The organism is Streptococcus iniae (genome assembly GCF_030732225.1).
Lineage (GTDB): Bacteria > Bacillota > Bacilli > Lactobacillales > Streptococcaceae > Streptococcus > Streptococcus iniae.
On record NZ_CP132230.1, the window covers coordinates 90,001 to 111,350 of the forward strand.

Here is a 21,350-nt window from a genome sequence, read left to right on the forward strand (position 1 = left end):
TTTCCTTTTTCTCTTGCCGGAGTTTTGGGACGCTTTTTTATTTGTGGTAATTTGCGAGGAAGAATATGTTCATCTAAAACACGATTAATAAAATCTACTTTATTATCAGTGCAATAGATATCTTCTTCTCCAAAATGTAATTGAATCTCTTGATCATTACCTGTTTGGTAATAATCGTTGTAACTTAACTCTTTAATTTCTGATAGATTATAGAATCTATCTTTTTCTTTATCGTGATTTCCCTTTTTCTTAGAAATCTCTAAAACGTTATTAAACCGTCTGATGTACTGGTTTAAATCTTCATTTTGAATCTTTCCAAAGAAAGACTTCAGGGACTGATAATTAGTAATAACAATCAGTCGACCAATGACTAACTTATTTTTATAACGTGCGGATAGGTAAGACTTGTTTAAAGGATCTAAGAGTTTTAACCAGTCTGCTGGTAATAAGCTATCAGACCGTGGGTCATCCAAGAGAATAACCTCTTCACCAAAGTACTCATCAAAAATATTCTTAGCACCAGCGCTGTACATTTTCCAATTGAGACCCTCTTCTTTAGCTCTCTTGATAATTTCTTCAATCACCTCAAGTGCTAAAGTGGTTTTTCCTATTCCAGAAGAACCATGCACATAAATAATTGTTGGCTTGAACTCACCATTCTCTAACTCCCTTAAAGTTCGTTTAGAAGCTATCTTGCCATAAGCTCTAAAAGCTTCATCAAGTCTTGTTTGATTATAAGACCAAAGAAAGGTTAATTCTTCGTCCGCAAAGATCTCATCTTCTGTTAGATGACCATTGATAATTTCTTGAAAGACTTTATCCAAACTCTCGTCTGATTTTTCTCTTTTGGCAACGGCATAGCGTTTAGAAAAATCTGCTTTGTTATCCTCAATAAAAGCCTCATAATCAAATGTTCCAAAAGTTTCCACTTCGTTAGAGGCATACTGATGTTTATCAGGACTCTTTGCGTGAATTAAATAGGCTTTGGAATTGACTTTTCCATATTTCCCTTGACCACTTGGTTCAATATATTGAGGTAAGAGACCAAGAGCACTAGCTAATACAGATAAGTCTCTACGACTGGCAAATTCAATATAAGCATGGATATGAGGCTCTACAGGTTTAATTCCATACTTGATATCTTTATCATGAACAATTAAAGCGACCTTTGCTGGAATATCTTCTTCGAGGGTTTTAATGCGACGATGTATTTCTTGGAAGATTTTTGTTTTATGATTTTCCCAATTGGTAAATAATGCTTTTTTATCTTCTTCCCAATCCCAATATTCTGCATGCAATTGTTGCTCAAAGATATAAGTTGTAGTTCTTTTTCGACTCATTTATCTCCTTTCTATAGAAAATTTTTATCATTCTTGGGCAAATTAGTTTAATTTGCCCATTAATTTACCCATCAATTTGCCCAAGATTTTCAAGGATTCTTGTTTTTTCGAAAATCGCTGAAAGCATTGGTATTATTGGGTTACATACCATTCTGTCGACAAGCCCTGAATGGTGCGCCCGTCACAATTAGGCATTGGGCAAATTAAATCCCAGAAAACTCTTTAGAAATCAAACTAAGATTTTCCATTGTCGCTCATGCGGACACGTTTCTCACTCCCTTACGAGCTATGACTTCGTCGTCTCGCTCGTAGTGAGTGAACTCTCCGCACTCACAAGAAAACTCTTAGATTATTTAGCAGGTTCTTTAGCTAATGAAATCCCATCTGCCTTTGCGCTTAATTCGAGTGACACAAATTCTGAATTCTTAGCAGTACGTGTATACATACCAACATTGAGATTAGTGAATGTCACAGTAGCAGAACCTAACTCCGCCAACTTCTCACTTGAAATAAAAGGAACTTCACCGTTTGGATTAGGCACCTTAACAGCAACTTTTTCATAACGTAAGCGAGGTAAGACAATAACATATTTCCAACCAGCATGTTCACGGTCATTTCCTTTGTATTCAAACCATTCTTGAACTTCGACTAATTGGTAATCTTTTTCTTCCCAATTCTTCACTGCGATATCTGCATTCTTTAGGCTCATAATTTTTCTTCTTTCAATTTTTTCCATTTTGAGAGAAAGCTTTTATCTTTTCCCTCTTCTAGTTGATCTAACCGTTCACTAAGAGTGGTTAGACGTTGCGATAAGAAATGATTTTGTTTCCTAAGAGATTGGATTAATAACAAGCTTTTCTTTTGATAAGCTTGGAAGTCTTTTCTCAGGTCAGCAATCATTTCTTTTGAATCTTGTTCGAGCTGGGTATCAAGGTCACCTCAAACCTGTTTGATAGCTTGATCCAAGTTATTAATTTTATTTACTAGCCGATTTACTTCGATAAACTTAGATACTTCCTCATCAGTAAACTCATAAAAGACTTGCGTTGAATAGCGACTAACTTTATGTTTAGCCTTCTTAAAGCTATATCCTGAAAGCTTTTCTATTCGTAAACGCCACTTCTTTATGGTAGATACTGATTTCCCTGTTTGATTTGCGATTAACTTGTAATCAATATGTTTAACCTCCTTGTTTATACATAATCTGATATGGTATACTTAATTAGTATCAGAACGAAACAAAGTTAATGTATCGAATTGATACATTAATATTATAGTATCAATGCGATACATTGCCAAGGATTTTTAAGGAGACTTTATGCTTTTTTCACAAAATTTAAAAAAGAAACGACAAGAAAGTGGATTAAAACAGCAAGAAATTGCAGACATGATGGAAGTGAATCGTGTAACATATACAAATTGGGAAAATGGGAAAAGAGAACCGACTTTAGAAAATGTCGTAAAGCTTGCGAAAATATTAAAAACAACTACGGATAATTTATTAGGACAGACAATATACTCAAAAGTAGACTTATTAAGATTTTTAGATGATTTTGATGTCAGTAATATCAAAGATTTTACGAAAAGTGATGTAGATAAGCTAAAATTTGCAATCATGTTCGAAATTACAAAGAATAAGGTTAATGCACTTAACTTAAAAGATGACCTTATTTTAAAATATAAACTTGATAAAGACGAAAGAGAAATTCTTAATACTATTTTTTAGTGAAGTACAAGATGAAATGAACGACTTATTTAATTTTAAATTGCGATGATTATAGTAATAAATTAAAAAAATAAAATTATGTAAAGGTGAAAAATGGGAATCTACGAAGCTTTAAAAGATGTTCTGAATTTGGCTACTGGTTCAAAAGATTTAATTCTAAAAGATGCAGTAATGAGATTGCAAGATGAGTATATTATTTTAACAGATAAAGACAGAGCATTACGAGATAGAATAATTGAACTTGAAAACGAAAAATTAGAAAATGATCAGTTACTCGTTATACTATAATTCTCTTCAAAACTCGAATATGGAATTTGTAATCCATTAATATCTTTATGTAATTCAAAAAAATTCTCTGATTCGTTGTAGTACAAATTATTTTCTATAAAGAATTCTTTTTGCAAAATTTCGTTATAGCGTTTGTCTCTTTGATAAAGATCAATATATCTCCTAATTGCTGTCCTATACATCCAAGCCTTTATTTTTTCAAATGGAAGAGAAGGTTCAGATTCTATCATTTGCAAAAAGACATCTTGAGTAATATCCTGAGCTTGATTAGGATCTACACCAGATTTAATTAGGTAATGGAGTATTGATAAGTCTTAGAAAATCGTCTTTGAATTCATCAGGTGGGGTTGAGTTTTCTTGAATAATCCAATTTTTGATGATTATCATCGTTTGTTCAATGATTAGTTGGGTTAAAGCATTATTTGATAAATGGAATTTCTCGCTTTGAGGTTGGATATTTTTCATCCCCCATTTGGTATAAGTAGAGACGATGAATTATTCAAACGAAGGGTTAATGGCAGAGGTATATAGACAACTAATCCACTTTCTTCTCTCATAAATGACAGGAAGGATATTATCAGCTACGTAGTCAAAAGGGTTACCATCTGTAGTTATATCATAATTACTATAAACTTGATAGATTTGCTCATCAATTAGGGTATGTACTTAGTTAATAATTTCCTGAAAATTTTTAAAATGTTTTCGATAAATGGCTTGACGAGTGAGAACAGCTTGATGTGCTATTTCTGTTATAGTAAAATTGGTTTTTTCTGGATTATTTATAGCTAATTCAAAAAAAGCATTAATGATTTTTTACGAGTATTTTCTAACATGGTAACTTCTTTCATTAGTAAACTTATTATTATGTAAAATTATATCTAATTTTATTTGAAAAATCACGTAAAAATTTAAAATAAGATAAATATTTAGTTTATACTTTGTGGACTAAAAAATATAACTTTTATTAATTTTTACGATATAATAAGGATACTGTCAATAATTTTGTGTAAACACAAGAGTAGAGTTTTTGAATATTAGTCAAATAAGCTATCAAGTGTGTCAAAACATACTCCGAATCCTTTATGAATACGAGCTCCGAACTTAATGTTATAGTCTTCGAAAATACTTACAAGGCATCGTTCTAAGGCTTCTTCATTTGGAAAAACCACCCTCTTCTTGCTTTGTCGCTTGATTTCTTTATTGAGTGATTCAATCAAGTTTGTAGAGTAAATACTAGACCAAATGTGATGTGGAAATTGATAGAAAGTTAGGAGATTTTCAGTTGTTTCAAGTGATGTCATAACCTTTTTGTAACGAGGTTTCCACTCAGAAACAAATTGTTCCAATAATTTAATAGCCTCCTGTAAATTTGTGGCACGATAAATCTGCTTGAACTGATTTAGAATAGGTGCCCTATCTACTCGTTTGACCTTACTGGAGATATTGCGACCAATGTGAACCAGACACCGTTGCTGTTTAGCCATTGGATAGGCTTGTTGGATGATTTGATCCACACCGTTAAGCCCGTCTGTAACAACTAGAGAAACTTGCTTAAGTCCTTGATTTTGTAGCCTCTTAAGAAGATCTGACCAAGAGACATTATTTTCATTAGGGGCAATCTCATAGCCAAGAACTGATTTATACCCTTCAGGCGTGATACCAAGTGCAATGTGAATACATTCTTTACTGACCGTACCTCGTCGCAAGGGTAAGTAAGTTCCGTCTAGATACAAGACTGAGTAGTTAGTTTGAAAGGAACGCTCATGAAAGGCAGTGACACTTTCTTGAGTCACTTTTGTGATATTTGACACCGTTGCTGGACTGTAGTGGTGACCATACATGCGCTCAATAATGTCACTGATTTCGCGTGTCGTAACGCCAGTTTGATAGAGTTTAATCACCATCTCTTCCAAGTGGTCATCTCGTCTAGCATAAGATGGTAATAAAACTGGTGAAAACTCGCCGTTTCGATCTCTTGGAATGATTAAATTGACTAAGCCATACTTCGTTTCAAACTGTCGAGAGTAGGTCCCATTACGGCTATTACCTGTATTGTAACCTTCTTTTTTATATGGCTCATATCCAAGGAAAGCTGATAGTTCAACCTGCAAGAGATCATTCATAGCTATTTCTAAAGAGGATCGAAAGAATTCATCAATATCTTGTTTTTGCGCTAGGAAGTTAAGTAATTCTGTGGTAAACTGAGTCATGGGAATAAATCTCTTTCTAGTGAAGTGTCGTAACTCTACTATACAGGATTTATTCCTTTTTTGTGTTTACACAAGATATTTTACACTACCATAATAAGTTTGTAAATGGTTTGTATTACCTTAGTAATTAATTATCATATGCTATATAAAAATTAGATAAAATGCTAAATTTCAAGTCCAAGTTAGCCAACGGTTAAAAACTCTTTAGGAGATTTGTAGTCTAATATTTTCTTAGGATAGTTGTTTATCCAATTTTCAATGAATGCGACCTCTCTTTGGGTCGTTTTCTTTGTTCCTTTAGGTAACCATCTTCTGATCAGTCTGTTGTGGTTCTCATTCGTTCCCCTTTCCCAGGAAGCGTAGGGATGTGCGTAGTAGATATCTTCTTTTGGAAAGACAAGAGAAAGTCTGTTGAATTCAGTTCCGTTATCAGCTGTAATAGAGTGAATAGAGTGAGTCTTTACTATACTTTCTAAGGCATGATTGACCGACTGAGCAGACTTATCCGGAATGAGTCTGATAATCTGGTGACGACTACGGCGGTCTGTTAGAGTTAGTAGACATTCATTCTTAGCCCTTGTTAGAATGACCGTATCAATTTCATAATGCCCATTTTCAAGTCTACGATTAATCGCATCAGGTCTTTTCTCAATGGATTGACCAGCAGGTTTGAAACGAGGGCTAGCCTTCTTTGATTTTCCCTTTCTTTTCCTTGGATACAAGATGTGATCAGAATGGATGCCAAGGTGTCCGTTATGAATCCAATAATAGATGGTTGAAACAGGAACAGCTATACCTTTCGACTTCACCATCATTTCAGGTGAAAAGTTCTGCCTCATATAGTGCAGAATCCTCTCTTTCGTATCTTTATCCAAGCCAATAGAACGAATAGAATTTCGTCGTTTATTCTCATAGCTAGCTTGAGCGTAGTCAGCTTGATAAATCATTTCAAATTTACCTTTACGAATTTGTTGTCTAACAAGTCCTCGTTTAACCTCATTATGAATGGTTTGAGGCGCTTTACCTAGCAAGTTAGCGATGGCTCTATTGGACTTTCCTTCTGACTTCCATTTCTCGATGAAGTAACGCTCAGCTATTGTCAAATGTTTTCCTTTTGGTGTATAATGTTCATGCATCTCAAAGTGTCCTATCTTGTGTTTGTGGTGAACTACAAGTATATCTCTTTGAGATGTTTTTTCATACCCTCAGATGGCTAACTTCATTTTAGAACTTTCTATGCAAACTTAGAAAAAGCTTATGTAGATTCAGACATTCGAATTGAAGATTACATTCAAGGTGGACAGGAGCTTGTTACTGACAGTTTTAATATTGATGTAGAAGGTATACATCCGAATTCACTATATGGTGCAGGTGCTTTAGTAGAATTTGCCAATAAGTATCCTGGCTCTAGTATTAGTGTTGATGGTAACCATATTTCAGTTGTTATTGCAAGAGGATATGCTTCAAATAATCATTTTACCATTAATTACAAGACAAAAATAACTAATCCTAACCAAAAGCAATTTGTTAACAATTCAAAAGCTTGGTATAAAGAAAACGGTAAAGATGCGGTTGACGGTGAAGATTTTAATCACGTCGTTGACAATGTTAATGCAAGTTCAGGTATCACAGGTACACTCAAGGGCGAATTAAAAATTGTCAAGAAAATTGAAGGTACGGAGATTCCTATTCCTGATGTAATATTTGAATTAAAAAATACAGAAGGTACAGAAATTAAAGATGGTCAGACCGTCTTACAGTTAAAGACAAATAGTGAGGGTATTGCAAATGTAAAAGGTTTGCCAGTAGGTAACTATACTGTCAAAGAAATTTCTGCCCCAGATTGGATTGATTTTGATTTACTAAATAGTCCAGAAAAACAATTTTCTGTAAGTGCTTCTGATACAGAAGGAACCCTGCTCAGTGTTGAGAATAAGGCAAAAAATATTGAAGTTACAGGTAAGAAAACATGGAATGATGGTGATAACCAAGATGGTCTTCGTCCAACGTCAATTAAGGTTAACCTCTTAGCTAATGGCACAGTTATTAACTCTCAAACCGTAACAGCTGATGACGATTGGAGTTATTCATTTACCGACTTACCTAAATACGCTAATGGTAGTGAAATTGCTTATACAGTTGAAGAAGCTAACACTCCAGACGGTTATACGTCAGTTGTAGATGGCACAACTATTACCAATACTCATATACCAGAAACAACCGAAGTTTCAGGAACAAAGACTTGGAATGATAGCGATGACCAAGATGGCAAACGTCCCGAAACAATCAAAGTTCACCTATTAGCTAACGGTACCGAAGTAGCTTCACAAGAAGTAACAGCTGACAGTAATTGGAGTTATTCATTTACAGAGTTACCTAAATATGCTAAGGGTAGTGAAATTGTTTATACCGTAACTGAAGATGCTGTAGCTGACTACACAACAACTTATGATGGTTACAATATTACTAATAGCTATACACCAGGTAAAACAAGCATCACAGTTACAAAAGTTTGGGATGATAATAATGACCAAGATGGCATCCGTCCAAATGCTATCCAAGTTCAATTGTATGCTAATGGTAAAGTATCTGGTGATGTGATAACTTTGAGTGCAGCTAATAATTGGATATACACATGGACAGGTCTTGCTGAAAAAGCAAATAAGAAAGCTATCACTTATACTGTTGAAGAAGTAACGGCTATTGATGGCTACACTTCAGAAACAACACAAACATCAGCTAATAACTTTACTATTACTAATACGCATACTCCAGAAACAACCGAACTTTCAGGAACTAAGGTATGGGATGATAATGACGACCAAGACGGTCTTCGTCCAACGTCAATTAAGGTTAACCTCTTAGCTAATGGCACAGTTATTAACTCTCAAACCGTAACAGCTGATGACGATTGGAGTTATTCATTTACCGACTTACCTAAATACGCTAATGGTAGTGAAATTGCTTATACAGTTGAAGAAGCTAACACTCCAGACGGTTATACGTCAGTTGTAGATGGCACAACTATTACCAATACTCATATACCAGAAACAACCGAAGTTTCAGGAACAAAGACTTGGAATGATAGCGATGACCAAGATGGCAAACGTCCCGAAACAATCAAAGTTCACCTATTAGCTAACGGTACCGAAGTAGCTTCACAAGAAGTAACAGCTGACAGTAATTGGAGTTATTCATTTACAGAGTTACCTAAATATGCTAAGGGTAGTGAAATTGTTTATACCGTAACTGAAGATGCTGTAGCTGACTACACAACAACTTATGATGGTTACAATATTACTAATAGCTATACACCAGGTAAAACAAGCATCACAGTTACAAAAGTTTGGGATGATAATAATGACCAAGATGGCATCCGTCCAAATGCTATCCAAGTTCAATTGTATGCTAATGGTAAAGTATCTGGTGATGTGATAACTTTGAGTGCAGCTAATAATTGGATATACACATGGACAGGTCTTGCTGAAAAAGCAAACAAGAAAGATATTGCTTACACTGTTAAAGAGTTATCAGATGTTGAGGGTTACACTGCAACAGTTGGTGACATTGACAATGGTAATGTCACCATCACAAATAGTCATACACCAACAACACCAGAAGAACCAACGACACCAAGCAAACCTAATAAGAAATCTGATAAGCAGTCTAAGGATAAGAAATCAGGGTTACTTCCATCAACAGGAGATAGCGATGGTTTTGGCTTGTCTATCTTAGGTGTTACTATTATCGTGACACTTATTGCTGGATTTGTTTATTATAGAAAGCATAATTAATTTTTCTAATTGAGATATAGTTATTATGTTAACAGCTTAACACTTTAATATTAGAGAGAACCAGACGGTTCTCTCTTTGGTAGTGTAAAATATCTTGTGTAAACACAAAAAAGGAATAAATCCTGTATAGTAGAGTTACGACACTTCACTAGAAAGAGATTTATTCCCATGACTCAGTTTACCACAGAATTACTTAACTTCCTAGCGCAAAAACAAGATATTGATGAATTCTTTCGATCCTCTTTAGAAATAGCTATGAATGATCTCTTGCAGGTTGAACTATCAGCTTTCCTTGGATATGAGCCATATAAAAAAGAAGGTTACAATACAGGTAATAGCCGTAATGGGACCTACTCTCGACAGTTTGAAACGAAGTATGGCTTAGTCAATTTAATCATTCCAAGAGATCGAAACGGCGAGTTTTCACCAGTTTTATTACCATCTTATGCTAGACGAGATGACCACTTGGAAGAGATGGTGATTAAACTCTATCAAACTGGCGTTACGACACGCGAAATCAGTGACATTATTGAGCGCATGTATGGTCACCACTACAGTCCAGCAACGGTGTCAAATATCACAAAAGTGACTCAAGAAAGTGTCACTGCCTTTCATGAGCGTTCCTTTCAAACTAACTACTCAGTCTTGTATCTAGACGGAACTTACTTACCCTTGCGACGAGGTACGGTCAGTAAAGAATGTATTCACATTGCACTTGGTATCACGCCTGAAGGGTATAAATCAGTTCTTGGCTATGAGATTGCCCCTAATGAAAATAATGTCTCTTGGTCAGATCTTCTTAAGAGGCTACAAAATCAAGGACTTAAGCAAGTTTCTCTAGTTGTTACAGACGGGCTTAACGGTGTGGATCAAATCATCCAACAAGCCTATCCAATGGCTAAACAGCAACGGTGTCTGGTTCACATTGGTCGCAATATCTCCAGTAAGGTCAAACGAGTAGATAGGGCACCTATTCTAAATCAGTTCAAGCAGATTTATCGTGCCACAAATTTACAGGAGGCTATTAAATTATTGGAACAATTTGTTTCTGAGTGGAAACCTCGTTACAAAAAGGTTATGACATCACTTGAAACAACTGAAAATCTCCTAACTTTCTATCAATTTCCACATCACATTTGGTCTAGTATTTACTCTACAAACTTGATTGAATCACTCAATAAAGAAATCAAGCGACAAAGCAAGAAGAGGGTGGTTTTTCCAAATGAAGAAGCCTTAGAACGATGCCTTGTAAGTATTTTCGAAGACTATAACATTAAGTTCGGAGCTCGTATTCATAAAGGATTCGGAGTATGTTTTGACACACTTGATAGCTTATTTGACTAATATTCAAAAACTCTACTCTTGTGTTTACACAAAATTATTGACAGTATCCTCTCTTTTTTATAAAAATTAAAATTTACATAATGTGAATTTATAATGATTATATCTTTAAAATATTTGTGATAGAATAGAGGTGCTCCTATTAAAGATTATAAGGAAAGGAGATAGCTATGACAGCAATTATTGAAATCAAGCATCTGCAAAAATACTACGGCAAGCACATGGGTGTGGCGGATGTGTCCCTGACTGTCCAGTAGGGTGAAATTTTCGGTTTTATTGGTTCTAATGGCGCAGGGAAATCAACCACCATTCGTTGTTTACTTGGACTGATTCACAAAAGCAAGGGAGACATGTCACCTTTTTGGCAATCGCTACGCCAATTTAACAGAGGCACTTGTACATATCGGCTACATGCCGTCAGAAGCCATGTTTTATCCCAAGATAAAAGTCAAGGATGTCATTGATTTTGCGGCTCGGTCTAGGAAGAAGGATTGTACAGAAGAGGCTGCTTGACTCTGCAAAATATTAGAGGTTCCCGTTGATAAGAAAATCGAGGATTTATCTTTAGGGAATCGCAAGAAAGTCTGTATTGTCTGTGCCATGCAGCATAAACCAGACCTTTTGATTTTGCATGAGCCGACATCTGGACTTAACCCGCTCATGCAAGAACGTTTCTTCGGTCTGGTTAAAGAAGCCTGCACTGCTGGTAGCACTTGTTTTCTATCTTCTCATGTCTTATCAGAAATTAAGAATTACTGTGACCGCGCAGCCATTATCAAAGACGGGAAAATTGTAACCGTCAATACCGTGGCTAATCTGACGCATACCCAAGCCAAGCAGGTTACTATTTGGAAAGACGGTCAGTCAAAAAACTTTGCACATACTGGCTCTAGTCAGGATTTGCTGGAAAGATTGGTTAGTCTAGCACCAGATGATTTTCTTGTTCAAGAGCCTTCCTTGGAAGACCTCTCTTTATGCACTATTATGAGGAGGTGCCACATGACCATTCTTAAGCATGAACTCAAGCAGAATTTTAAGAGCCTCTTGATTTGGACCCTTAGTGTTGCTGTTATCTGTGCGGGCTGCATCTATCTTTATAAGAGTGTGGAAGGTCAATTGGCTGAGACCGCTGAACTCTATGCTAATATGTGGGACATGACCAAGGCAATTGGCATGGACAAGGTCAGTTTAGTGACCTTTGATTGCTACTTTGTGACGGAGATTGTCCTTATGTTTGGACTAGGCGCAGGGATGTTTGCTGGTATGCAGGGAGCCGTGGCTCTTTCAAAGGAAGAAGAAGGTCACACCAGCGAGTTTCTCTTTACCTTGCCTTATGGACGGTCACAAATCCTTACTTGGAAATACTTGGCCGTCCTCTTGAACCTGTTATTGTTCAATATCATCGTTATGGGAGCAGAGGCGCTGGCTATTTGGCAGATTGACTTGGATGTTTCTTGGGCTAACTTTATGATTTACCATGGTTTAGCCTTACTCTTGCAGGTAGAAGTTGCCACCATTTGCTTCCTGATTTCTGCTCTTAGTCGGAAGAAGCAAATCGGAGTTGCCCTCGGTCTGGCTCTTCTCTTTTACGTTATGGACATGATGAGCCGAATTGTGCCAGATATTGGCTTTCTCAAAAATTGGACACCCTACAATTTTGACAGTGGTGCGGATGTCTGGAGTGGCGAGGCTCTGAACAGAACAGGACTTGCAATTGCTTGCCTACTTATCTGTGGAAGTTTGATTGCTAGCTTTGCCATTTACTAAAGAAAAGATTTGAATGGGTAGCTTTGACGGGTTAAAACCTTGTGTAATCAATGGACGTATTTCTAAAACTTTTCTTTTTCATAATCTCAACGGGTAGGTATTAAAATGTTAGTACCTATCTTTTATTGGAAATAAAAAATGGATAAAGAGAGCTTCTATTCATAAAGATGATATATGGTATAGTTTCTAAAAAGTATCTAAAATTTGAAAAAATAGGTAGTTTTGAAAAAACCCGCGTTGTAAAATGAAGTGCAACAAAAAAGACATGTTCGTCTGATATACTAGAATTCCCCAACTCAGTATAGAAAGCAGATGAACATGTCCAACACTCATTCTACCAAAAAATCAACCTATTCTCATCTCTCAGCCTCGGAACGTGGCGAAATGGCTGCTTATCTTAAAATGGGAAAGAAACCGGCTGAAATCGCTCGTCTTCTAGGTCGTCACCGGTCGACAATCAGTCGAGAAATCAAACGTGGTTCGGTGGATCAGGTACAGGATAAGAATGGGAAACGTACCTATTTCAGTGCCTATTTCGCTGATAGCGGACAGCGTGTCTATGAATCCAATCGTCAAAAGTGCTCTTATCTCAAGTTGAATGACTGCTCCGCTAAATTCATTGAGCAATTAGAATATGCCTTGAAAGCTAAAATTCGTCTCCATAGCGTAGATAGTTTCGTTCAGACTTATAAAGCAAATCATCCTGAGGAGGTTTTTCCCTCTACCAAAACCATTTATCGCTATATCAAAGAGGGGCTGTTAGTTATAAAACCAATCGATTTACCTAAGATGGTCAGTATCAGGAAACGTTCTAAGCCAGTCATTAAGACGAATAAGAAAACTTTAGGTCAGTCTATCGAAGAACGTCCTGAGTGTATCAATGACCGTTCTGAATTTGGTCATTGGGAGATTGACTTGGTTCTTGGAAAGAAAACCAAAGGTGAAGCTGTTGTTTTGACTTTGGTAGAGCGCCAGACACGCTATGCACTAGGAGTTAAGCTAGAAGATAAACAGTCCCATACCATTAATAGTGCTGTCAAACAACTTACAAGTCAGTATCCTATTGCATCCATTACAGCTGATAATGGTTCTGAATTTAGTTTACTCTCAGACTTGGAAGCTGTTGATGTTTACTTTGCCCATCCATATTCTTCACATGAGAGAGGTACAAATGAGAACTTCAATGGTCTCCTCAGAGAATATATCCCTAAAGGAAACTCTTTTAATTCACTAACCTCTGAAGAACTTGACAACTATATCACAGCCATCAATGAGCGCCCGAGACGACTTCTTCAATACCAATCTTCAAAATTCCTATTTGGGATAGCCCAAATAGCTTAACCTCTGGATTTCTAGTTATCAATCAACTTGTTGCACTTGACTTGACAACATGCGAGTTTTGAAAAAATATAAATTTTGAAAAGCTTATTAAATCAGTAATTTTGAAATTAAAAAATAAAAATGTCGCACTCAAAATCCAGTGTCCTCACGGACGTGCCGGTTCGACCCCGGCCGCCGGTATACTTATAAAGACAAGGTTTTCAGACCTTGTCTTTTTTTTAAAAAATATTTATTGCAAAAAGTTATTTAAAATTTCATGTTATTATAGCAACACATGATCCAGCTGTTTATAATAAAGTTGATGTTATAATTGATATGAAAGATATAGGGAATAAGATATGAAAAAGAAAATGTGTATTACTTTAATACTAATAACTGGGTTTCTTGCATTTTTCTTATTGGGAAAACAAGTCATAAAAAAAGAAAATCCTAATAAACCTAAAGTAGATTTAACAGTCTATACAATCTCTTCTAGTGATACCCAAAAATGGAATGCAGTAAAAGAATTGGAAACAAAAGAAGCTATATACCCAATCACGGTAAAAGAAGCAGCATCTTCAGAAGAGATATTTTCAAACATAGTTGCAGATGGAGCAGCTATGGGTTTTGGAGTTAGTGAAGAAGAAGTTAAACAATTTAATCATAATTTTGGGAATACTATTGAAGATTCTAAGAATAATAAATTAATTGAAATAGAATATTTTACTTTTTCGAATGCTAATGAGGGATTTATTGTAGCAAATTTTGACTATGGTAAAAAAGAGTTTAATTCTCAAAAAAAGGAAAAGAAAGAGTTGTATAAAAAACTATATGAAGCTTTTAAAAAGTAAATGATGATATCGTCTTTAATTGTTTTATCTCATTCATATGATGTTATCCTTAAATCTTAGAGTCACTATTGTATAATTTAGACAAAGGACAAAAACATGAAAAAACGCTACTCAAAAGAATTTAAAGAAACCCTTATCGCCTTCTATCATTCTGGTCAATCCGTCACCCAGCTGTCTAAAGAATACGACGTGGCCCCTGCAACAATTTATAAATGGATAGACCTCTACTCTAAATCTAATGAAAGCTCCGTCTCTAAAGCTGATTTTCTAGAATTAAAAAGACAACTGGCTAAAGTTAAGGAAGAACGAGACATCTTAAAAAAAGTATTGACCATATTCGCCGAGAAAAAGAAGTGAGTGCTGCGGATATGGCTCAAACCATACAAACTTTAGCACTCAATGTCAGACTAAGCTGTCAACTCCTTGATGTTCCTGAATCAAGTTATTATGAACGGATTAACCGACATCCATCTAAAACTCAATTAAGGAGACAATACCTGTCACTCAAAATTTCTCAACTCTTCAATGCTAACCGAGGAATCTATGGTGCTCCTAAAATTCATCATCTTCTATTTAAACAATGGGAAAAAGTCGGGTTAAAACTGGTACAGAAGCTAATGAAGCAACTTCAACTCAAGTCTGTAGTCATTAAGAAATTTAAGCCTGGATACTCACTAAGTGATCACATCAATCGAAAAAATCTCATACAGACTGAACCTACAAAGAAAAATAAGGTTTGGTCAACCGACATTACTTATATTCCTACTCAACAAGGATGGGCTTATCTCTCAACCATTATGGATCGTTATACTAAAAAAGTCATTGCTTGGGATTTGGGCAAGCGAATGACTGTAGAATTAGTGCAAAGAACTTTAAATAAGGCCATTAAATCACAAGACTATCCAGAAGCTGTTATTCTTCATTCTGACCAAGGAAGCCAGTATACGAGTCTAGAGTATGAAGAGTTGCTTAAGTATTATGGGATGACTCACTCTTTCAGTCGAAGGGGATACCCTTATCATAATGCCAGTCTTGAATCTTGGCATGGACATTTAAAAAGAGAGTGGGTGTATCAATTTAAATATAAGAACTTTGAAGAAGCCTATCAGAGTATTTTCTGGTACATCGAAGCCTTTTATAATTCAAAACGAATCCATCAAAGTTTAGGGTATCTTACACCTAATCAATTTGAAAAGGTAAGTGCTTAAAATAAATAGATTAAAATTCTACGTTTGTTACTCTAAAAACTTGACTTAACCTCAATAAGGTATCCTTCTTGGTACTAAAATTTATGAAGTTAAACACTTTTTTCTTGTAACTTTAAAAACCACAAAAAATCTATCTTTTGTGGTTTTTTGACTGTTAAATTAATATCCTTTTCTTTTAAACACGTTTTTGTATTTTTTGTTATACTATAAGAAAACGTTTACAGGAGATTGCTATGAAATTAAATGATATGATGACCTTGTTAGAGGATATGAAAGTGGGCGTATTTGCAACTATTGATAGCGATGGGAATCCTCATGCTAGACATGCTCATATTACAGCTGCTAATGAAGAGGGAATTTTCTTTATGACTAGTAAAGAGACCCATTTTTACAAACAATTGATGTCTGATGAGCGAATAGCTTTGACGACTATGATGGAAGATGGTTATTTAATTCAGGTGATGCGTATAGAAGGGCTTGCGAGGCCTGTGGAAAATGATTATTTGAAAGAAGTTTTTGTTAATAATTCTTATTATGATTTTATTTACAAGGATTTGGAAGGGGACCATATGCAAATTTTTCAAATATATGATGGTGAAGGATTTTATCACAGTTTAACGCAAGGTCATAAGTATGTTTTCTCAGTGGGTAAGTGTAAAACCCCGTTTGTAAAAGTAGTATAAACGGAAACTACTATTTTCTTGAGATTTTAAAAGGGTCATTGATTGACGGCAAGCTAGAAAAATTGCTATTATGAATGGTAAATAATGACAAGGATAATAGTATGATTGAAAAACGTGAGAAATTGCTGTCTGAGAAACTATGGGCAGAATATAAATATGAAGTATTGAGTAAATGCCCTAGAACTTATTTGCAAATTCGTGAGTATTTAAAAAATGATTTTGTTGAAGTGGCTCAAGTGCAATTCTTGATTTCAAAAGCTCAGGAGCTTGAAGAAAATCCTTTTTATGTTATCAATGCATCAGAGCATATGTGGGGCTATTTCAAAAAAGTTGCTACAAATGATGAGAAGGAAGCGTTTTTTGCTTTACTTGAGGCCTATAAGAAGAAAGAAGTGAATAAGCAGCATATTATTCAGGCCTTTCAGAAACTTTTAGGGAAATACCCTAATGCTTATCTTCAAAACTCATCACTACTTAAGATAAGTAATGATTCACTTTATCAGAATTTAAACTAATAATAGACAACAAAAGACAAGGCTAATAATTGCCTTGTCTTTATCGTTTCTTATCCGTTTTATAGGAGGGTGAAATCAAGGACTTTTCTTCCTTGAATTAAGCCTTTTTCCATTTCATCAAATACTTGTGGAGCGGTATCAACTGGAACAGTTTCAACAATTGGAACAACAAGTCCTTCAGCTCCAAAAGAGAATGCTTCTTCAAGATCTTTACGGGTTCCAACAAGTGAACCTTTGATTCGGATGCCGTCAAGAACTGTTTTAACAATGCTGAGTTCCATAAATTCAGATGGAAGACCTACAGCAACAACTGTACCTGCTGCACGTACGCTGTCAACAGCTTGGTTGAATGCTACCTTAGAAACAGCAGTAACAACAGCGCCATGACAGCCACCAGTTAATTCTTGAATTTTTCCAGGAACATCTTCAACTTCCTTACCATTGATAATAATATCTGCACCAGATTCTTTGGCTAAATTAAGTTTATCGTTATTTATATCAACTGCTACAACATGGGCATTGAATACTTTTTTAGCATATTGAATAGCAAGGTTTCCAAGTCCACCTGCACCATAAATAACAATCCAGTTGCCAGGTCTTACTTCAGATTCTTTAATAGCTTTATAAGTTGTAACGCCGGCGCAAGTAATTGAAGAAGCTTGTGCAGGGTCGAGGTTTTCAGGTACTTTAACAGCGTAATCAGCTGTTACGAGAGCATATTCACTCATTCCACCATCGACACTATAGCCGGCATTTTTAACAGAGCGACATAGAGTTTCACGTCCAGTTGTACAATATTCACAATGGCCACATCCTTCAAAGAACCATGCGATAGATGCACGATCGCCGATAGATAAGGTAGTAACACCTTCGCCAACTTCGACAACAACTCCGATGCCTTCATGACCAAGGATTGTACCTGGGACTTCACCAAAGTCCCCGTGAGCAACGTGCAAGTCAGTGTGACAGACACCACAATATTCAACCTTGACAAGTGCTTCGCCATATCCAGGTTTTGGAATATCGTGATCGACAACTTCAACACCTGTACAAGTGTCATTTACAACAACTGCTTTCATATATTATCCCTCCAGGAAGCCTATATTTTTTTGAAAACGCTTCCTTTTGAGAGTATTTTATAATTTATAAACTATTTTGTCAATATTCTGCGGGATAATTTTCCATGAATTTTTTATATTAATTCATAGTTAAAAAAGGTATCGTCAATTGTCATAAGAGAGAAGTCCTTTGGGAGCTGATCCTTTGCAATGGTTTGGAAGTCCTGATTTTTGTAGAATACTTATGCACTTTCAAAAATAGACCCTATAGGCAATAATAGTCATAATGTCTCCTTTGTGATGGTTCATTATACCATAGTTTGTCTATAAAATTTTATAAAAGACAAAGGGTGCCCGTAAATAGTGCTATAACAGAGCTAATATACAATAATATCGGAGCTTCTATGAATAAACTTGAAATCGTTAAACAAATTGTCAAAGTAATGACAGAGGATTCTTCTACCTTAGAAGATAACAAGGGCGAAAATGCAAGAGAGAGTATAATTTGAGTGATTATCTTCAAACGAAAGGAAATCATTATGACTGTTGATTTGAAACGTTATCGTGAAAATTTAGAACAACCTTGGGGCAAGATTCAATATGAGATTACGTTTGCGTAGTTAGCACATCTTAAGGAACAAGATATTACAGATGTTAGCTCAGTCTTTCATTCAATAATAAATCTGTTAAGTAACCGTTTTTCTACTGATTTTATAAGAAGCCTTGGTTGAACAACCATTCTCACGGATTGGCAGCAATAGGATAATTTTAACAATAACAAGTGTGTTATTTGAAGCGTTTGTAAAAAAGAAAGGGTACTATGCTAATAAATTCAAAAGTTGGTCATCTCTATAGTCGTTACAAATCAGGAGATAGCATTGTTATATTTTTAAGTGGTTATGGTGATTTCCCATCTTATGAAAATTTTTTACCTTTAATCAGTCGATTAGATAGTAATTTTGGTTATCTAACCATTGACTACCCTAATTCAGGGGAAAGTTCTACAAGAAATCAAGTTGGGTTAGGTCTGTCTGACTTAGTAGAGTCTTTTATGACAATAGTAAACTTCTATAACGTTAAGGACTATATTATTTGTGCTCATAGTATGGGTGGGGTAATAGCATCAAGGTTAGTGAATCATCTTAGCGGAAAAAATCGTAAGGGACTCCTTTAAATTGAACCAACGACTTTTTCAGTATTATTTGGTGATTTGACTAAAAATCCTTATCCTGAATTCTTGGCCTTGCAAGAACACATACAAAGCTATGCAGATTCGATGGATTATTTCCGAGAACTTAGTAGCAAATCAATGACTACAGAAGAGTCGCAGATACTTTTAGAAAAACAATACCAATCAGCAAATCGTTTGGTTAAAGAGGATATTAATTTTCACAAAAACTGTTGTATTGAAGCAGAAGATATCTCTAAGATTTCCCTTCCAAATGAACTTCCGATTTATATTGTGACCCAGTCTTTTAGACTTAATGAATATCGCTACTCTGAGTATTTCAATGATAAAACTGAGATAATTAGTATAGGAACGAATCATTATTTGCATTGGACAGAAGCAGAAGAGATTTCTAATCTTCTAAAATTACTTCTAGAGTAGAAGATAGGAATAACAAAAAGAGATTAACTCTATAATATGAGTCACTCTTATTAATGCTAAAGTTTTTGTCTGTTATTATTATTCAAATAAACAAAATATTTAAGGAGTTTTTATGTTTGACATTAAAACAGATAGGCTACACCTAATTCCTAATAATAGAAAATTTCTCCACTCGACACATGCTTATGCTAGTGATTTTGAAGTTACTCAGTTTATGTTACATTTGCCAAATAATAGCCTCGAAGAAACAGAAGAATTTCTTCGAGTATGTGAGGAGAATTGGAAGAACTATCAAGCAGATGAATTTCAACTAGAGTTCGCTATTCTTTATGAAGGCAAACATGTTGGTGGTTTAGGCTTGTCTAAGGATCGTGGAAATCCATGTGTGGAATTAGGCTGGATTTTAGCCAAAGATTATTGGCATAAAGGGATTGCTTATGAAGCAGCTCAGGCGGCAATTGCGTATTTTGCAAAACAGTTTCAGGTAACAAGCTTTATTGCACATTGTGATGCTGACAATAAAGCATCTTTTGGCTTGATGGAAAGATTAGGAATGAAACGCAAATCAAAAAAGACTGGACGCTTTAATAAATCGTCACAGATCGAAACTTCAGAGTTATTATATGAGCTAGATTTAAGTTAAACTTATTGGTCTGATGGCAAGGTGACTTGTTCTTTTAAATAGCCCAATTTCTGCTATAATAATTGTAAGTAAATATAAGATTAATAAATACACACACTTAATAAGACTAGAAGGAGTTTTGGAAGGCATTCTCTTTCAATTGGTGGAGTTATGTAGCATTTAAGATTGTTTAACATATTGTCAGTAACTATTATTTAATACTAAAAGGAATGTGTATTTATGTTTAAACAATCTTATAAAAAAAATATAGGTCTTTTAGGGGCCTCTGAATTTTTTGCTTTCTTTGGGATAACGTCTTTTTGGCTTCTCTTTTTAAGTCAAAATGGTATGAGCCTGCTAGAGATTGGTCTTCTAGAAAGTCTTTTTCATGCGACCAGTTTGCTTTCTGAAGTGCCCTCTGGTATTTTAGCAGACCGCTTTTCTTACAAAAGCAATCTGTATTTAAGTCGCTTAACAGCTATTTTGTCAGCTATCGAAGAGGCTACCCGAACTCTTGGAATGGTTTTGGCAGGCTTTCTCATTCATGGTTTCTTGGATGTGCCCTATTCTTGCTTTTAGCATGGACAGCAAACCCTTCTATTTATATCCTTATTTTCATTCTAAGCGATGGTTTAGTGGCTTTCTTTTTCCCAATTTTTAACAATAATTTGCAAGAAGAAATTGAAACCAGTGTACGTGCAACCATGTTGAGTGTCAGTGCTATGATAGGAAGCTTTGCTATGATTGTTATTTTTCCACTAACGGGCTTCTTGATTGATCATTTCGGGTTTTCCACAACTTTTTTTGCTTTAGGAATAGCTCTGCTTCTTAGCAGTATGGCCCTTCCAAAACTCATTACTTAAAGCTAATAGAGATGTTACAGGACAAAGTCTAAGCACTTTGTCTTTTTTTAATTGGTTTGAAGCGACTGAGAGAATTCATTTTTGTTACAATGTTTCAAAAACATTACAAATATTACTGAAAACTATTGACTTTGTAATATAACTTATTTATAATT

The 21,350-nt window shown here is 35.3% G+C and carries 19 protein-coding genes and 3 pseudogenes (1 of these 22 running past the window's edge); 16 read left to right on the top strand and 6 right to left on the bottom strand.

Annotation, left to right across the window (positions count from 1 at the left end):
* A protein-coding gene (locus Q9317_RS00620; protein ID WP_003098677.1) for a Rep family protein crosses the window boundary here: on the bottom strand, positions 1–1,340 show its 5' portion. It extends 7 nt beyond the left edge of the window; only the first 1,340 of its 1,347 coding nucleotides appear in the window; it begins with the start codon at positions 1,338–1,340; its stop codon lies beyond the left edge, outside the window.
* Positions 1,341–1,689: 349 nt separating this feature from the next.
* Complete coding sequence (locus Q9317_RS00625) at positions 1,690–2,049, bottom strand: hypothetical protein (protein WP_003098679.1); 360 nt, start codon at positions 2,047–2,049, stop codon at positions 1,690–1,692.
* A 609-nt stretch (positions 2,050–2,658) separates the two neighbouring features.
* Between Q9317_RS00625 and Q9317_RS00630 the strand changes: the two genes are divergently transcribed.
* A complete protein-coding gene (locus Q9317_RS00630) occupies positions 2,659–3,066 on the top strand; it encodes a helix-turn-helix domain-containing protein (protein ID WP_003098684.1) in 408 nt (135 codons plus the stop codon).
* Between the two features lie 93 nt (positions 3,067–3,159).
* Entirely contained in the window at positions 3,160–3,354 is a 195-nt protein-coding gene (locus Q9317_RS00635) for a hypothetical protein (RefSeq protein WP_016355751.1), read from the top strand.
* On the opposite strand, the pseudogene Q9317_RS00640 reads toward Q9317_RS00635, so the two are convergent.
* From Q9317_RS00640 to Q9317_RS00650, 3 genes and pseudogenes are all read right to left on the bottom strand, one after another.
* Positions 3,351–3,659: pseudogene (locus Q9317_RS00640) on the bottom strand (RNA polymerase sigma factor); the annotation flags it as partial. The gene Q9317_RS00635 and the pseudogene Q9317_RS00640 overlap by 4 nt on opposite strands.
* Positions 3,660–4,388: 729 nt before the next feature.
* The gene (locus tag Q9317_RS00645; protein ID WP_003099060.1) at positions 4,389–5,564 is read right to left on the bottom strand and encodes an IS256 family transposase; all 1,176 of its coding nucleotides are present in this window, start codon (positions 5,562–5,564) and stop codon (positions 4,389–4,391) included.
* Between the two features lie 182 nt (positions 5,565–5,746).
* Positions 5,747–6,700 carry an IS30 family transposase gene (locus Q9317_RS00650; protein ID WP_003098714.1) on the bottom strand — a complete coding sequence of 318 codons (954 nt, stop codon included), beginning with the start codon at positions 6,698–6,700 and terminating at the stop codon, positions 5,747–5,749.
* A gap of 519 nt (positions 6,701–7,219) precedes the next feature.
* Between Q9317_RS00650 and Q9317_RS00655 the strand changes: the two genes are divergently transcribed.
* The 10 genes and pseudogenes from Q9317_RS00655 (at position 7,220) to Q9317_RS00700 (ending at position 17,043) form a co-directional block, all read left to right on the top strand.
* A complete protein-coding gene (locus Q9317_RS00655) occupies positions 7,220–9,358 on the top strand; it encodes a Cna B-type domain-containing protein (RefSeq protein WP_375153223.1) in 2,139 nt (712 codons plus the stop codon).
* Positions 9,359–9,526: 168 nt separating this feature from the next.
* Positions 9,527–10,702, top strand: coding sequence for an IS256 family transposase (locus Q9317_RS00660; RefSeq protein WP_003099060.1), 1,176 nt, complete (start codon positions 9,527–9,529; stop codon positions 10,700–10,702).
* A gap of 260 nt (positions 10,703–10,962) precedes the next feature.
* Positions 10,963–11,163: an ATP-binding cassette domain-containing protein gene (locus tag Q9317_RS10560; RefSeq protein WP_080768722.1), complete on the top strand. Its 201-nt coding sequence runs from the start codon at positions 10,963–10,965 to the stop codon at positions 11,161–11,163.
* Between the two features lie 535 nt (positions 11,164–11,698).
* Positions 11,699–12,466 carry an ABC transporter permease subunit gene (locus Q9317_RS00670; RefSeq protein WP_037583616.1) on the top strand — a complete coding sequence of 256 codons (768 nt, stop codon included), beginning with the start codon at positions 11,699–11,701 and terminating at the stop codon, positions 12,464–12,466.
* Between the two features lie 318 nt (positions 12,467–12,784).
* Positions 12,785–13,807: an IS30 family transposase gene (locus Q9317_RS00675; RefSeq protein ID WP_003098721.1), complete on the top strand. Its 1,023-nt coding sequence runs from the start codon at positions 12,785–12,787 to the stop codon at positions 13,805–13,807.
* A gap of 255 nt (positions 13,808–14,062) precedes the next feature.
* Positions 14,063–14,149, top strand: a pseudogene (locus Q9317_RS00680) (ABC transporter ATP-binding protein); the annotation flags it as partial.
* The gene (locus tag Q9317_RS00685; protein WP_003098723.1) at positions 14,146–14,637 is read left to right on the top strand and encodes a hypothetical protein; all 492 of its coding nucleotides are present in this window, start codon (positions 14,146–14,148) and stop codon (positions 14,635–14,637) included. The pseudogene Q9317_RS00680 and the gene Q9317_RS00685, both read left to right, overlap by 4 nt.
* Before the next feature lie 96 nt (positions 14,638–14,733).
* Positions 14,734–15,845, top strand: a protein-coding gene (locus Q9317_RS00690) for an IS3-like element IS981 family transposase (RefSeq protein ID WP_305981561.1) whose coding sequence is annotated in 2 segments (ribosomal slippage) — positions 14,734–14,950 and positions 14,950–15,845 — 1,113 coding nt in all. Because the reading frame shifts where the segments join, the coding sequence is not laid out codon by codon here.
* A 233-nt stretch (positions 15,846–16,078) separates the two neighbouring features.
* Positions 16,079–16,528, top strand: a complete 450-nt coding sequence (locus Q9317_RS00695; RefSeq protein ID WP_016355755.1) for a pyridoxamine 5'-phosphate oxidase family protein — start codon at positions 16,079–16,081, stop codon at positions 16,526–16,528.
* 101 nt (positions 16,529–16,629) lie between these two features.
* A complete protein-coding gene (locus tag Q9317_RS00700) occupies positions 16,630–17,043 on the top strand; it encodes a DUF1722 domain-containing protein (protein ID WP_003098726.1) in 414 nt (137 codons plus the stop codon).
* Between the two features lie 59 nt (positions 17,044–17,102).
* Here the strand turns inward: Q9317_RS00700 and adhP are convergent, their stop codons facing one another.
* Entirely contained in the window at positions 17,103–18,122 is a 1,020-nt protein-coding gene (gene adhP / locus Q9317_RS00705) for an alcohol dehydrogenase AdhP (RefSeq protein ID WP_003098727.1), read from the bottom strand.
* A 799-nt stretch (positions 18,123–18,921) separates the two neighbouring features.
* Between adhP and Q9317_RS00710 the strand changes: the two genes are divergently transcribed.
* From Q9317_RS00710 to Q9317_RS00725, 4 genes and pseudogenes are all read left to right on the top strand, one after another.
* Positions 18,922–19,275 (top strand): alpha/beta fold hydrolase, encoded by a 354-nt coding sequence (locus tag Q9317_RS00710; RefSeq protein WP_003098729.1) that lies wholly within the window; start codon positions 18,922–18,924, stop codon positions 19,273–19,275.
* A 36-nt stretch (positions 19,276–19,311) separates the two neighbouring features.
* A complete protein-coding gene (locus tag Q9317_RS00715) occupies positions 19,312–19,710 on the top strand; it encodes a hypothetical protein (protein ID WP_016355758.1) in 399 nt (132 codons plus the stop codon).
* 112 nt (positions 19,711–19,822) lie between these two features.
* Complete coding sequence (locus tag Q9317_RS00720; RefSeq protein WP_003098733.1) at positions 19,823–20,353, top strand: GNAT family N-acetyltransferase; 531 nt, start codon at positions 19,823–19,825, stop codon at positions 20,351–20,353.
* Between the two features lie 219 nt (positions 20,354–20,572).
* Positions 20,573–21,195, top strand: a pseudogene (locus Q9317_RS00725) (MFS transporter).
* Positions 21,196–21,350 lie beyond the last annotated feature (155 nt).

Coding starts and splice junctions, on each gene's coding strand:
- adhP (WP_003098727.1), bottom strand. CDS start 18,122: ATGAAAGCAGTTGTTGTAAATGACACTTGTACAGGTGTTGAAGTTGTC.
- Q9317_RS00720 (WP_003098733.1), top strand. CDS start 19,823: ATGTTTGACATTAAAACAGATAGGCTACACCTAATTCCTAATAATAGA.
- Q9317_RS00685 (WP_003098723.1), top strand. CDS start 14,146: ATGAAAAAGAAAATGTGTATTACTTTAATACTAATAACTGGGTTTCTT.
- Q9317_RS00670 (WP_037583616.1), top strand. CDS start 11,699: ATGACCATTCTTAAGCATGAACTCAAGCAGAATTTTAAGAGCCTCTTG.
- Q9317_RS00710 (WP_003098729.1), top strand. CDS start 18,922: ATGCTAATAAATTCAAAAGTTGGTCATCTCTATAGTCGTTACAAATCA.
- Q9317_RS00625 (WP_003098679.1), bottom strand. CDS start 2,049: ATGAGCCTAAAGAATGCAGATATCGCAGTGAAGAATTGGGAAGAAAAA.
- Q9317_RS00650 (WP_003098714.1), bottom strand. CDS start 6,700: ATGCATGAACATTATACACCAAAAGGAAAACATTTGACAATAGCTGAG.
- Q9317_RS00645 (WP_003099060.1), bottom strand. CDS start 5,564: ATGACTCAGTTTACCACAGAATTACTTAACTTCCTAGCGCAAAAACAA.
- Q9317_RS00675 (WP_003098721.1), top strand. CDS start 12,785: ATGTCCAACACTCATTCTACCAAAAAATCAACCTATTCTCATCTCTCA.
- Q9317_RS00700 (WP_003098726.1), top strand. CDS start 16,630: ATGATTGAAAAACGTGAGAAATTGCTGTCTGAGAAACTATGGGCAGAA.
- Q9317_RS00635 (WP_016355751.1), top strand. CDS start 3,160: ATGGGAATCTACGAAGCTTTAAAAGATGTTCTGAATTTGGCTACTGGT.
- Q9317_RS00660 (WP_003099060.1), top strand. CDS start 9,527: ATGACTCAGTTTACCACAGAATTACTTAACTTCCTAGCGCAAAAACAA.
- Q9317_RS00630 (WP_003098684.1), top strand. CDS start 2,659: ATGCTTTTTTCACAAAATTTAAAAAAGAAACGACAAGAAAGTGGATTA.
- Q9317_RS00695 (WP_016355755.1), top strand. CDS start 16,079: ATGAAATTAAATGATATGATGACCTTGTTAGAGGATATGAAAGTGGGC.